The sequence below is a fragment of the Nitratidesulfovibrio sp. genome (assembly GCF_040373385.1).
Taxonomy (GTDB): domain Bacteria; phylum Desulfobacterota; class Desulfovibrionia; order Desulfovibrionales; family Desulfovibrionaceae; genus Cupidesulfovibrio.
The window spans coordinates 626,243-638,918 of the sequence record NZ_JBDXXH010000002.1; the positions used below are offsets into that span (position 1 = coordinate 626,243).

11 protein-coding genes are annotated in these 12,676 nt (G+C 65.0%); 2 read left to right on the forward strand and 9 right to left on the reverse strand.

Annotated features, from left to right (window positions below; translation table 11 throughout):
• Positions 1-107: 107 nt before the first annotated feature.
• From ABWO17_RS05760 to ABWO17_RS05795, 8 genes are all read right to left on the reverse strand, one after another.
• On the reverse strand, positions 108-1,073 hold the full coding sequence (locus ABWO17_RS05760; RefSeq protein WP_353116601.1) for a PDC sensor domain-containing protein: 966 nt from the start codon (positions 1,071-1,073) through the stop codon (positions 108-110).
• 141 nt (positions 1,074-1,214) lie between these two features.
• Complete coding sequence (locus ABWO17_RS05765; protein ID WP_353116602.1) at positions 1,215-2,153, reverse strand: tetratricopeptide repeat protein; 939 nt, start codon at positions 2,151-2,153, stop codon at positions 1,215-1,217.
• Entirely contained in the window at positions 2,137-2,466 is a 330-nt protein-coding gene (locus ABWO17_RS05770) for an FtsB family cell division protein (protein WP_353116653.1), read from the reverse strand. Before ABWO17_RS05770 ends, ABWO17_RS05765 begins: the two co-directional genes overlap by 17 nt.
• A gap of 5 nt (positions 2,467-2,471) precedes the next feature.
• Positions 2,472-2,762, reverse strand: a complete 291-nt coding sequence (locus tag ABWO17_RS05775; RefSeq protein WP_353116603.1) for a hypothetical protein — start codon at positions 2,760-2,762, stop codon at positions 2,472-2,474.
• 18 nt (positions 2,763-2,780) lie between these two features.
• Positions 2,781-3,338, reverse strand: a complete 558-nt coding sequence (gene pgsA, locus ABWO17_RS05780) for a CDP-diacylglycerol--glycerol-3-phosphate 3-phosphatidyltransferase (RefSeq protein WP_353116654.1) — start codon at positions 3,336-3,338, stop codon at positions 2,781-2,783.
• A 213-nt stretch (positions 3,339-3,551) separates the two neighbouring features.
• A complete protein-coding gene (locus ABWO17_RS05785; protein ID WP_007521820.1) occupies positions 3,552-4,448 on the reverse strand; it encodes an Mrp/NBP35 family ATP-binding protein in 897 nt (298 codons plus the stop codon).
• Positions 4,449-4,680: 232 nt separating this feature from the next.
• On the reverse strand, positions 4,681-5,268 hold the full coding sequence (locus ABWO17_RS05790) for a YqaA family protein (protein ID WP_353116604.1): 588 nt from the start codon (positions 5,266-5,268) through the stop codon (positions 4,681-4,683).
• A 214-nt stretch (positions 5,269-5,482) separates the two neighbouring features.
• Complete coding sequence (locus ABWO17_RS05795; RefSeq protein ID WP_353116605.1) at positions 5,483-6,130, reverse strand: protein-L-isoaspartate(D-aspartate) O-methyltransferase; 648 nt, start codon at positions 6,128-6,130, stop codon at positions 5,483-5,485.
• Between the two features lie 434 nt (positions 6,131-6,564).
• Here ABWO17_RS05795 and ABWO17_RS05800 point away from each other — a divergent pair, with 434 nt between their 5' ends.
• Both ABWO17_RS05800 and ABWO17_RS05805 read left to right on the forward strand, forming a co-directional pair.
• Positions 6,565-6,993 carry a CBS domain-containing protein gene (locus ABWO17_RS05800; protein ID WP_353116606.1) on the forward strand — a complete coding sequence of 143 codons (429 nt, stop codon included), beginning with the start codon at positions 6,565-6,567 and terminating at the stop codon, positions 6,991-6,993.
• Between the two features lie 76 nt (positions 6,994-7,069).
• On the forward strand, positions 7,070-8,380 hold the full coding sequence (locus ABWO17_RS05805; protein WP_353116607.1) for a M23 family metallopeptidase: 1,311 nt from the start codon (positions 7,070-7,072) through the stop codon (positions 8,378-8,380).
• A gap of 577 nt (positions 8,381-8,957) precedes the next feature.
• Here the strand turns inward: ABWO17_RS05805 and ABWO17_RS05810 are convergent.
• Positions 8,958-12,536: a PEP/pyruvate-binding domain-containing protein gene (locus ABWO17_RS05810; protein WP_353116608.1), complete on the reverse strand. Its 3,579-nt coding sequence runs from the start codon at positions 12,534-12,536 to the stop codon at positions 8,958-8,960.
• Positions 12,537-12,676 lie beyond the last annotated feature (140 nt).

Here is a 12,676-nt window from a genome sequence, read left to right on the forward strand (position 1 = left end):
GTACCGGGCGCGGCCCGGCGGATGAGGGAAAGGCCAGAAACGGCGCGCGCCGGGGCGCACCGCCCGTCAGATGACGGAAACGGATACGCCCCGGCGCAACGCGAACCTTATCGGATGGCTTCTTCCTTGACCTTCTGATCGTCCGACGCCTGCGGCGCGGGCTTGGTCAGGATGCTGCCCTCGGATTCGTCAAGTTCGGGGTAGGCGGGCTGGATTTCGGTCACCGGCTCGTTGGGGGTGTTGGCAGAACCCAGGGCGGCGGCCTGCTTGAGGATGGCAAGCTGTTCAGGCTTTTCGGGAAAGCTGCCAGCCTCGGGCACGGCGAAGACCAGCGGCAGGTTGCCGAGGTAGCGCGACACCCAGTAGAACTCGCCATTGGCGTTGGCGACGGACCCGTAGACGTTCTTGTCGACCACGCTGCCCCAATCGGTGGAAGCGATGGGGGTGGCCTGCGCGTCGAAGCGACCGGGCCACATGACCTGGCCGGGTGCGGCGATCATCAGGTCCGCCGGGCGCGACGAATACGGCAGCAGTGCGCGGATGTCGAAATGGGCGATGACGAGGCCCCGGAAATCGGTCCCGGAGTACACAGGCACGCCCACGTACACCTCGGGGCCCATGGGGGTTTCCTGCACGTAGCTGCGCAGGGCGCGCATGTTCTGCTTGGCGTCTTCCTTCAGCAGCGGGGCGAAATCCAGCGGCTTCATGGACGCCTCGGGCTGCTGGGCCATGACGTTGCCTTCGCTGTCCACGGCGGCCAAGCCGCTGATCCACGGAAAACGCTGGAACATCTGCTTGGCCCAGGCGGTGTCGGGCCTGCGGTCGCTGTTTTCCAGCGCCCGCTCAAGGGCGCGCAACTGGATGTCGATCCCGGCGAACCCTTCGGCCAGGCGGGCTTCCGCGGGTGCCACCTCGCCCTTGTCCTCAAGGTCGAGCTTGGCGGGCGTATTCAGATATTCCCGGTAGTACCGGCGGGTGTCCTTCCAGTACCCCTTGGCCTCGTGCTTGCACCCCGTCGCCAGCAGCACGCCCAGCGCGAGCAGCAGACAGGCGGCCTTGTTGACTCGCTGCACTCTCTTTCTCCTGAATGGATCGTTGCGATCTGCGGCAGTCCGACTGGCGCGGGGCTTTCCCCGTCCCCCTCCGTCACGAAGGACGCGCACGGCTGCCGCGCGGTATCCCCGCGCGTGGGTTCGATACGAATGTCGTGCCCGCTATCCCTGGGCCCGCGCCTCCAGGCGCTCTGCCAGCGATTCGAGCATATGGATGAGCTTGTGCTTGCCCTGAAGGGGCTGCCCCTCGTCGGCCGTCTGCTGCCGCTGGCTTCCCTCCCCCGCGGACTTGAGGCGGTTGGTGAGTTCCTGGATCACGTCGGCGATGTCGGCGCGTTCTTCGTCGCTGCCCGATGCGGCCATCAGTTCCTCGTAGATGTCGAGGGCGCCGCGCAGGTCGCCCTGCTCGGCAAGCACCTGCGCCATGGAGCGGGTGCGCAGCGAAAAATGTTCCTCTTCCTCGTCCTGGCCATCGATGGCCTCGGGCGCGTCAGCCACATCCGCCGCGTCACCCGTACCGGTCGCCGCAGGTGCGATCCGCGCATCGGGCTTGTCGGCGGCGTATCCAACTGCGTGATCGGGCTCGTCCTGCATTTCGGGCATGGCCGAGATGGACGGCGCGGCCACATGCAGTGGCGCGGCGGCAGGGGCCGCAGGCATGGCAGCGGGTTCCGTGCCGTTGCCGCCCAGCATGGCCCGCAACCCGTGCTCGATGACGGAAGTCCACGACAGCGCACCCTGGGTGCCGGAACGGAACGAGGCCGCCAGAAAGGCCAGGGCCAGCGCGGTATCGCGGCCCTTGTCCCCTGCGGCCAGGCAGGCGCTCCAGGCATCCCAGAAGCCGGGATAGGCACCCAGCAGGCGGGCCAGCTTGCCCACTTCGCCGTCGCGCAGGTCGTCCCTGTGGCTTGAGTGCAGAAGTTCGATGAGGAAAAGGCGTGCTTCGATGAATTCGGGATGGCGGTCAAGCCCCTGGCGCAGGGTGGCTATGGCGTCATTGGGTTGGCCGTTTTCGGCCAGCAGGCGGGCGAGCGGAAAAAAGACCTTAGAACTCGGTTCGAGTTCAAGTACCTCTTGATACCACTCAATTTTTGCCTTCATCAGATCCGGCTCCCGGTGTGGCCGCTTCCGCCTGCGTCTCGGGGAAGATGTAGAGGATTTCGTTGTCCTTCACGAAGTTCAGCCGCTTGCGGATCATCTTTTCGACATATTTCCCGTCCGACTGCAAGAGCCGTATTTCGCGGCTCAGGGTCAGGTTGCGGGTGTCGAGGTCCTTCAGGCGGGCCTCCATGGCGGTGCACTGCTGCTTCAGCGTCTTGTACGCCACCATGCCCTGGTCGCTCCAGACAAGGCGATACAGCAGGACAACGTTAAGGGCCAGGGAAAGGCCGATGAGCAGGCGCCGCCAGAACATCTCGATCACTGCAACAGCCGGCGTAGCTCGCCGCGGCGTCGCATGGCGGAAACCGGCCCTTTCAGTTCTTCCAGAAAATTCGCGGTGGCGCGCTCTATCCGGCGCACATCGTCCTCGTCCAGCAGCACGGCGTCAAGCCGCTCCATGAACGACTTGAGCACGGTGAACTCCTGCATCAGTTCCCCCCCAAGCTCCAGCCGCTCCAGATCGGGCTCAAGCTCAAGGATGGTCTGCAGGCAGTTCTTCAACCTGCTGTGCAGTCCCTCGTGATCCTGCATGAATGCGTCTCCGGCCATGCGCCCCGCCTGTGCGGGCTAGGCCCGTCCGGCGCCTTCCTTGAGCCAGTTTCCGTAAAATGTATACAGGTAGTTGAAGCCTGAAAATACCGTGAGAAACAACGCGATGTAAAGCATAAACTGCCCTGCCGGGTTGGGGTCCAGCCCGAACCACGGGTAGTGCAGCATCAGCGGCACCAGCGCGAACATCTGCATGACGGTCTTCATCTTGCCGAACTTGTCGGCGGCGATGACCAGCCCTTCGTCGGCGGCCACGGCACGCAGGCCGGTGACCATCAGTTCCCGCGCAATGATCACGATGGCGATCCACCCGGCAATCCAGCCCAGTTCCACCAGCATGATCATCACCGAGCCGATGAGAATCTTGTCGGCCAGCGGATCAAGAAACTTGCCGAAGCTGGTCACCATGTTCGACCGCCGCGCGATGTGCCCGTCGATGATGTCGGTGACCGAGGCCAGCGCAAACAGCACCACGGCCGCCAGGCAGGTGATGCGGCCGGGGAACATCAGCAGCCCGACGATGGCGGGCACGATGAAGATGCGCGCCAGCGTGATGCGGTTGGCAAGGTTGAACATCCGCTGGAAAGGGCTTGGTTGCTGCGTCATGAGGGAGTTCCTAGCACACTTCGCCGCGCTGGCAAAGGGCGGATGGCTGTCGTGCCGTGCCTGGAATGTCGTGGCCCTGCGGGCGCGATGGCTGGCGCGGCAACTGGCGTGACAACTGGCGTGACAAGGGGTGCATTGGGGCCGGGGCGCGCGACTTCGCACGCACCGGCCCGGTCGCAATCATCAGGCGTGGGTGCTGGCCACGGCCTCCAGGCTGTTTTCGGAAGCGGCCGCGATGTTGTCGGCCAGTTCAAGAAAGCCCTGCTTGGCGCGCGAATCCTCTTCCAGCATCACCACGGGCACGCCCCGGTCGGCGGCCACCACGGTGGCCGGGTCCAGCGGCACGGCGCCAAGGAAGGTCAGCCCGTACTTTTCGGCCAGTTCGCGACCCCCGCCCTTCTTGAACAGCGAAATTTCGCCGCCGCAATGCGGACAGTACAGGCCGCTCATGTTCTCTACCACGCCGAGCACGTTGGCCTGGGCATACTGCAGGAAGTTGATGGCCTTGCGCACGTCGGCCAGCGAGATTTCCTGCGGGGTGGTCACCACCACGCACAGGGCGTCGGGGATGGTCTTGAGCACGGTCATGTGCTCATCGCCGGTGCCGGGCGGGGAATCGATGAGCAGAAAGTCCAGGTCGCCCCAGTTCACGTCGGAAACGAACTGGCGAATGGCCGCCGTTTTCTTGGGGCCGCGCCACAACACCGCCGTGTCGCGGTCCTTGAGCAGCGAATCCATGGAGATGACGAACAGGTTGTCGTTGTACTTCGCGGGATTCAGCAGGCCGCCGCGCTCGTCTGCCTCTATGCCTGCGCGCAGGCCCAGCAGGTTGGGCACGCTGGGACCGTGGATGTCCACGTCCAGGATGCCCACCTTGTAGCCGCGTGCGGCCAGGGCCGCCGCCGTGTTCACGGTGACGGAGCTTTTGCCCACCCCGCCCTTGCCGCTCATGATGAAGAGCTTGTATCTGATCCGCCCCAGCGTGGAGGAGATGATCTCGTCCTGAATGGCCATGCCGGCGCTGGGCTTGCCCGTTTCGGCCTTGTTCTTGGCCGAGGGGCAGGTGCTGCACGAGGACATATGATGCTCCTTGTCTGTGGCCGCCTGGCCGGTGGCGCGGCGGGCCATGGAATTGCGATGCGGCGGGGCTTGCCCGCCCCGGTAAGGTAATGAATCGCGCCGCCCCGTCAAGTAAAAGCGCTGGGGCAACAGGCCAAGACCACAGGCGGCGAGAGCAAAAGCACGCGGGCAGAACGCGCCGGGGCAGGACGCAATGCGCACGGGGCATTGATCCTGGGCCATCGCGGGGCTGTCAGTTCAGGAATTTGAGCGCCAAGAAGCCCAGCACGCCAAGTACCAGCGTGACAAGCAGCACGAGGTCGAACCGGCGTTCCAGAAAGTAGCGCACCCGTTCGCCGAACAGGTAGATGAGCCCGGCGATGACGAAAAAGCGTAGTCCCCTGCTGGCCACGGACGCCAGCAGGAAGGTGACGAAATCGACGCGGAAGGCCCCGGCGGTGAGCGTGCACAGCTTGTATGGCACGGGTGTAAGCCCGGCCACGGCCACCGCCCAGGCGCTGTAGGTGTCGTACCATTCCTTCACCGCGTGGTACTGCTCCTGCAACCCGTAAAAGCGCACGATGGGCATGCCCGCCACGTCCATGAAGAACATGCCCACGAAATACCCCGCAACACCGCCCGCCACGGATGCGGCAAGGCAGATGGCTGCCAGGCGCAAGGCTCGTTCGCGCGCGGCCAGGGCCATGGGAATCAGCAGCAGGTCCGGCGGCAGCGGAAAGAAGACCGATTCGGTGAACGAGACCAGCACCAGCATGCGCACGGCACCGCGCGATGCAGCAGCGGCCCACAGCCGGTCGAGAAGGCGGGAAAAAAGGCGCATGGCGGCGGGTGTTCCTTGCGGCGTCCGGACGGCACCGGGCAGGCGGTGTTCGGGCTATTTCGAACGGTACAGGGAGAGATTCATGTGCCTTTCGGGCGGTATCAGATCGTGCCAGAACTGCACGGGCGTGTGGCAGTGAGACCGCAGGCAGGGGTTGCCGCAGACGCGGCGTTTCCGGGCCTGTCCCCTGCCCTGCCCGGCTTGCAGTGTCCCCTCAGCCGCGCCAGCCGTGGGTGCCCACCAGGTCCACGAAGGCCACGCCGCCCTTGCTTTCGCGCACCACGCGCCCGCCCTGCTTGCGCACCACCACCAGTTCCTGCATGCGCTTGCTGGTCCCCACGGGGATGACCAGTATGCCGGGGTCGGCCAGTTGCTCGATGAGCGGCAGCGGCACTTCCGGCCCGCCCGCCGTGACCAGGATGCGGTCGTAGGGGGCGGCCTCGGGCCAGCCCAGGGTGCCGTCGTCCAGCTTCAGCCGTACCTTGCGGTACTTCAGCGTGCGCAACAGGTCGCGCGCGGCGGCGTGCAGTTCGCGGATGCGTTCCACCGTATACACGTCCAGCCCCATCTCTGCCAGCACCGCAGCCTGGTAGCCGGACCCCGTGCCTATTTCCAGCACCCGCAGGCCCGGTTGCGGCTCGATGATCTGCGACATGAGCGCCACGATGAACGGCTGCGAAATGGTCTGGCCGTGCCCGATGGGCAGGGGGTGGTCCTCATAGGCCTGGGCGCGCAGGGCTTCCTGCACGAACAGGTGGCGCGGCACGGAACGCATGGCCACGAGTACGGCAGGATCGGTGATGCCGCGCGTCTCGAGTTGCTGTTTCACCATGCGCTCACGGTTGCGCTTCATGTCGAGCATGCGCGGTCCTCTCTGGAGATGGGTGCCCTGCCGGGGCGTTGTCCCTGCGCGGTCGTGGCGGGCCATGCGCGACCGTGCCTCTTGGGCACATGGGGCACATCGGGCGCGCCGCTCCGGGCACCGGCCCCGACCGGCCTTTCGGCGGGGGGCGCCGAGGCAGGGGCCACGGCTGGCAAGTGCGTGTGCGGGCGAACGGCGAAGGGTGTACGAACGGACGGGACGGGCGTTGCGAGTCGCCTCGTCCATACGGTCCCGGCATGGTTTGGAAAACAGATTTTGCCCCCGGCGTCAATCATGGCGCGCGCGCCGCCCTTCCCGGTTACGGGCATTCGCCACTGCGCACGGCCTGCGGGGTGTCGCCTGCGCCGCCCAGGCTTGCTTGACTTATGCGCCGAGTGTGCGACACTTGGCGAAACACGCTTGCGGGGGAACCCATGCTCTACGTCGGCGACCTTATGTCCACCGGGCTCTTCACCCTGAAGAAAACCGATTCGCTCCGGGCGGCCCGCTCGCTGATGCAGCTGGCCCGCATCCGGCACATTCCCATCGTGGACGCCAAGGGCGACTTCCAGGGCCTGTTGACCCACCGCGATATCCTGTCCGCCACCATCTCGCGCTTCGCCGATGTGGACGAGGCGGTGCAGAACGAGATCGACTCTGGCATTCCGGTGGGAGAAATCATGCGCACCGACGTGGTACGCGTGCACCCCGACACCCTGCTGCGCGACGCCGCCGAACTGCTGCTGCACCACAAGTACGGGTGCCTGCCGGTAACCGAGGGCGACAGGCTGGTGGGCATCGTGACCGAGGCGGACTTCCTGAAGCTGACCATCAGCCTGCTGGACGCCGTGGAACACCCCTAGCAACAGGCCGCGCAACTGTTTGGACACGAGCCGCCCGGCTTTCAGGGCGGCTTTTCACTTGAAAGGATCAGGAGACATGACAGCAGCTAAGAATCTTTCCATCGTGATCGTCTTCGCGGCCCTGCTGGGGCTGCTCGGCATCGGCGGCTTCATGCTTTTCCAGGACATGGAAGGGCCGGAAGTCATCCTTACCCCGGACACGGGGCGCGCCTCGCCGCATCAGGACCTGACCCTGACCCTGCGCGACAAGAAGTCGGGCATCCGGTCCGTCACCGTCACGGTGAAAAAGAATTCGCATTCGCTGGTCGTGCTCGACAGCGCCTTCACCGATGGCCGCCGCGAACAGCGCGTGACCTTCAACCTGAAGGATGCGGGCCTGAAGGACGGCGCCTTCGACCTTGAAGTACGCTCGGCAGACACCTCGCTGGCCGGGTTCGGCAAGGGCAACACCACCACCAGGGTCTACCCCATGCGCCTGGACACCCAACCCCCGCGCGTTTCGGTGAAGAGCATGCCCCCTTACGTGCGACGTGGCGGCACCGGCTCCATCCTCTATTCGGTCAACGAAGACGTGGAACGCACCGGCGTGAAGGTGGGCGATCTGTACTTTCCGGGGTTCAAGCAGCCCAGCGGCGACTACCTGTGCTTCTTCGCCTTTCCGCACTTTCTCACCGTTGGCCAGTACGCCCCGGAAATCACCGCCGTGGACCTTTCCAGCAACGCCATGGCCAGCCGACTGGTCATTCGCCCGCTGGACAGAGTGTTCCGGCATGACAACATCAACATTTCCGAAAGCTTCCTGGCCAGCAAGATGCCAGAATTCGAACAGGACGTGCCCGGCGAGCTGAGCCCGCTTGAGCGCTTCCTGAAGGTGAACAACGAATTGCGCGCCTCCAACGAACAGAAACTGCTTGAAATCGGCAAGGACACCGCGCCTGCCATGCTCTGGCACGGGGCCTTCCTGCAACTGCCCAACTCGGCCACCCGTGCCGGATTTGCCGACAACCGCAGCTACCTGCACAACGGACAGAAGGTGGACAACCAGACCCACCTCGGCCTTGACTTCGCCTCGCTGGCCATGGCCGAAGTACCCGCTTCCAACAGCGGGCGCGTGGTCTTTGCCGGGCACCTTGGCATCTACGGCAACCTTGTGGTCATCGACCATGGCCTTGGCCTGCAAACCCTGTATTCGCACCTCAGCGAGATTTCGGCCAACGTGGGCCAGCAGGTGAAGAAGGGTGACATCATCGGCAAGACCGGCACCACCGGCATGGCGGGCGGCGACCACCTGCACTTCGGGGTGACCATCGGCGGGGTGCAGGTGCAACCGCTGGAATGGCTGGACCCGCACTGGATCGAGGACAACGTGACGGCACGCCTGAAATAGCGTCCGCCCTGCCCGGCCACGCAGCCTGGCGGATGGATGTACATTGCATGAAGGACGGGGAGCCCCATGGGCTCCCCGTTTTTCTTTGTGTTCCAGGCTGTTGGAATGGGTTCCCAGCCGAGCATGCTCTCTGGGGCGCGGCGAGAGAGGGCAAGCTTCATCCGTTACTTTAAGGCGGTGCTTCACCGTGCCCCCTTTTCCAGATGCTCCGGTCCCCCACCCTGCCCCCGTCCCGAGACTCGCCGCGACGTGATACACGGCAGCCCCAGCGTCGAGCCCCTGTCAGCCATACTGGCCACAACGTGGCAGGATGTTGGTCGAAGGCGCGCCCATCTCCGCCGCGTCGACCCCGTCACCCCTGTCGCGCTTGCTCACCAGCCGCGCCGTCTCTACCCGCCACGCAATGAAAAACGGGCGGCCCGAAGACCGCCCGTCTGTACATGCTTCAGCATACGTCCGGCATGCGTGCCGCATATGCTTCCATCAAAGGCATTCCGGCGTTGCCGCCCCCTCCATCATCCGGCGGCAGGGGCCGCAGGACACGCGGAGTTGGGCGCCGCATCGCATCGCCTTGCGTCTACCACTTCTTGGAGCGCTGTACCTCAAGGGCCTTGGCCTGTTCCTCGAAGCTGGCGAAACCGGCCTGGTGCAGCGCGTCGGAGACGGTGCTGGCCCAGTCCCAGGTGGCATAGATGACCGGCTTGTGGAAGGTGGCCCGGAACTGTTCCAACTCGGAGCGGTAGAACTTTTCCTTGGGGGTTTCCAGGCTTTCGCGCAGCAGTTCGTGCAGGCGGCGCAGTTCACCTTCGTACCAGTCCATCAGGTCTTCGGCCTGGGTGTACTTCTTGAGGATGTGGCCGTAGCCCTTTTCCTCCAGCAGTGCGCGCAGGTTGGCCAGGTGCTGGTTGCGCAGCCAGATGCCCAGTTCCGAGGTGGGGATGTTTTCGGCCTCCACCTCGGCCATGTCCAGCTTGGTCTGATAGTAGGTGTCGGGCACCACCGAGGCGGACACGATGCCCGCGATGGTCACCAGACCGCGCAGTATCTTGCTGTTGGACACGCCCTGACCGCAGAAGCCCACCTTGCGGGCGCACTTCTGGCCGGTGAAGATGGTGACCAGGATGGCCCAGACCACGGCGGGGTCTTCCTCGTCATAGATGTGGCCGAGGCGCGCGTTGTCGCGGTCGGTGGCCAGCACCATCTGGGTCATGTCGTTGGAGCCGATGGAGAAACCGTCGAACTCCTCAATGAACTGCTTGGCCAGCACGGCGTTGGACGGAATTTCCGACATCTGGATCATCTTCAGCCCGTCAACGCCGCTCTTAACCTTGTGTACCTGTTCGAGGTAACGGCGCATGGAGCGCGCTTCTTCCAGGGTGCGCACGAAGGGCAGCATGAGTTGCAGGTTGCACCCGCCGTACACGCCGCGCGCCAGCTTGAAGGCCTCTATTTCCCAGTCGTGCAGGTTGCGCGACACCCCGCGGAAGCCCAGCATGGGGTTGTCTTCGATCTGCTCGAACAGGTTGCCGCCCAGCAGGTTGCGGTACTCGTTCGACTTGAAGTCGGTGGTGCGGTAGACGATGTCCTTGCCGTAGAAGGCCATGGCGAACAGGGCCAGGCCCTGCGACAGGGTCTGGACGTAGTGCTCCTTGCCGGTGCGGAACCCGCGCGAACGGATCAGGGCGCGGATCTTGTCCGGCACGGCGCGGATGTCGTCCATTTCCTTTTGCAGGCCGCTGCGCAGCCCCACCTCGTGGCGCAGGCGGGCAATCTTGGCCAGCGCGTCCTGCACGGCGGGAATGTCTTCCACGCGTTCAACCTGGGCGCGGATGTTGGCTTCGATTTCGGCGCGGCGCTTCACCGTGTCGGGGTCGATGCCGTTCAGCATGGCCAACTGGTCGTCGTAGCCCATGACCACGCGCACGTGGTCCTCGAGGTCGATGGACGTCTTCAGGATGTCGATGCGGCGGGTGGCCAGCTCCACATGCTCGTCCAGCTTGTGGTCAAGCTCGCGCATCTTGCGGTGCATCACCAGCACCTGCTCGGTGCCGCGCAGGTTCTCGCGCGAGGCCAGGGCCTCGATTTCCGCCGACAGGCCGGTGATGTGGCCCACGTACTCGCGCAGCTTCATGTCGATGGCGATGAGCCCGGCGGCCAGCTGCTCGCGCAGGATCTTGGACAGGCGGGAATCCAGTTCACGCAGCTTGGCGTGCACCGCGTGGTCCAGTTCGCCGCTGTCGAAGGCTTCCAGCGCCTGCGGATGCACGCCGATGTTGCCCAGCATGAATTCCGCGCGCAGCAGGCCCACCTCGAAGTCTTCCACCTCGCGCAGGCGCGAGAGGAACATGGCCTGGCCCACGTCGGCCAGGATCAGGCCGACCTTGGTCTTGGTGGGGGGCAGCTTGGACAGGTCCATCTCGCCGCCCACTTCGCGCAGGGGCAGCATGCCCCGGTACACCCGGCCCCGGGTGCCGTCCACGGTCACTTCCTGGCCGTCCAGGGCGCGCAGGATTTCCAGGCGCTGGATGCCGATGACGGCGGGGATGCCGAGTTCGCGCGAGGTGATGGCGGCGTGGCTGGTGTCGCCGCCCACGTCGGCAAGGATGGCGGCGGCCACGCGCATGCCGGGCACCATGTCGGGGTCGGTGCGGTCGGCGGCGAGAATGTCGCCCTTGTTGATCTTGTTCAGTTCCAGCGCCGAACGCAGGAACTTCACCCTGCCCTGCCCGGCCCCGCGCGACGCGCCGTTGCCTTCCAGCAGCACCTCGGCCTGGGTGGCCGCCTTCGGGTCCACCTCGCGGCGGCGCATGAAGATGGTGTGCGGGTGCTTTTCCAGCTCTTCGTTCCAGCGGGTTTCGGGGCGGGCCTGCACGAACCACAGCCGGTCGGCCGAGTCGATGCAGAATTCGGTGTCCATGATCATGTCGCCATAGGCGCGGCTGATGGCGCGCACGCCCTTGGCCACCTGTTCGGCCTGGGCCAGCGAAAGCGACCAGCGATACGCCTCGATCTCGGGCACGGAAACCTTCTTGGTGCCGCCCTTCTCGTCGTAGACGATCTTCTTGTCCTTGCAGCCCATCTGGCGGATGACCACCTCGGGCCCGTCGTCACGCTGGAAGACGTAGAACTTGTCGGGGGTGACCATGCCGCCCACCACGGCCTCGCCAAGGCCGTAGCTGGCGTCCATGCCCACCAAGTCCTTGCGCACGGTGCCCCGGCAGCCGGTGGCGGTGTCCGCGCTGAAGGCGGTGCCCGAAATGACCGGGTTGATCATGCGCATGATGCACACCGAGAGCGAGGTGTTCTCGATGGCCCATTCCTGCTTGGCCTTGATGGCGATGGATTCGTCGCCGGTGGCCTCGGCGCGGGCCTGGGCGTCCAGGATCGCCTCGCGGCGGTAGGTCATGGAGCGCAGGTTGTAGGCCGACGCGCAGTCCCAGTGATAGGCGGCGGACACGCGGCTTTCGCCCACGATGTTCAGGTAGGTGTCCTGCAACCCGGCAAAGGCCTTCTTGCGCGAGTCTTCACCGGCGGCGGAGGATCGCACGGCCACGGGCACGTCTTCGGCGCCCGCTTCCTTGCAGATGGAGCGGTAGGCGTCGCGAACGCATTCGTCAACGGTCTTGGGCAGTTCCACGCACAAAATGCCCGCCTGCACCAGCACCGAGCGCTTGCGCAACTGGTCGATGCCTTCCGGCGAAGTGGCAAAGCCTTCCACCACGTTGTTGACGAAGGTGCGCAGCTTGATCTGGGTTTCATCCGGCTTGGCGGAAGCCTGGGCACGGATTTCCTTGGCCAGGTTGCGAACGAACTTCTGCAGGAACTCCGAGTCCTTGTTGATCTCGGGGTCGTTCCAGTCGATGCGGTTGTATTCCTTGTCCACGGTGGCGCGGACGAGCGATGCGTTGACCCTGGTTTCGTCGAGCAGCATGTGGAATGCCTGCGACGAGATGGCGCGGAACTCGGGTGCGCGGATTCCTTCCACCTGGCTGATGATGGCGGTGTTGTAGTTCTTGCCGCCTACCAGCAGTTCGGCATCGTCGCCGATGCGCACGATGTCGGCGCCGGTCAGCACCAGCTTCTTGGTGAGTTCGGAAATATCGGCGCCAGCCTTGGCGGCCTTGGCCGCAGGCTTTTCAACCGGAGTTTTGCCCATTCGTGAATCCTCCTGTGGGGGATAGAAACGCTTGCCTGAAGGTCCGATACCCGAAAACGACGGTCTTGTCCCACGCGCGCGGGGCGTGGCGTGGTCAACCGGTGGGTATCATGCAGGGGGCTGGCATGGGGTGCCGGTCT

Coding starts and splice junctions, on each gene's coding strand:
- ABWO17_RS05805 (WP_353116607.1), top strand. CDS start 7,070: ATGACAGCAGCTAAGAATCTTTCCATCGTGATCGTCTTCGCGGCCCTG.
- ABWO17_RS05795 (WP_353116605.1), bottom strand. CDS start 6,130: ATGCTCGACATGAAGCGCAACCGTGAGCGCATGGTGAAACAGCAACTC.
- ABWO17_RS05810 (WP_353116608.1), bottom strand. CDS start 12,536: ATGGGCAAAACTCCGGTTGAAAAGCCTGCGGCCAAGGCCGCCAAGGCT.
- pgsA (WP_353116654.1), bottom strand. CDS start 3,338: ATGTTCAACCTTGCCAACCGCATCACGCTGGCGCGCATCTTCATCGTG.
- ABWO17_RS05800 (WP_353116606.1), top strand. CDS start 6,565: ATGCTCTACGTCGGCGACCTTATGTCCACCGGGCTCTTCACCCTGAAG.
- ABWO17_RS05775 (WP_353116603.1), bottom strand. CDS start 2,762: ATGGCCGGAGACGCATTCATGCAGGATCACGAGGGACTGCACAGCAGG.
- ABWO17_RS05790 (WP_353116604.1), bottom strand. CDS start 5,268: ATGCGCCTTTTTTCCCGCCTTCTCGACCGGCTGTGGGCCGCTGCTGCA.
- ABWO17_RS05770 (WP_353116653.1), bottom strand. CDS start 2,466: ATGTTCTGGCGGCGCCTGCTCATCGGCCTTTCCCTGGCCCTTAACGTT.
- ABWO17_RS05765 (WP_353116602.1), bottom strand. CDS start 2,153: ATGAAGGCAAAAATTGAGTGGTATCAAGAGGTACTTGAACTCGAACCG.
- ABWO17_RS05785 (WP_007521820.1), bottom strand. CDS start 4,448: ATGTCCTCGTGCAGCACCTGCCCCTCGGCCAAGAACAAGGCCGAAACG.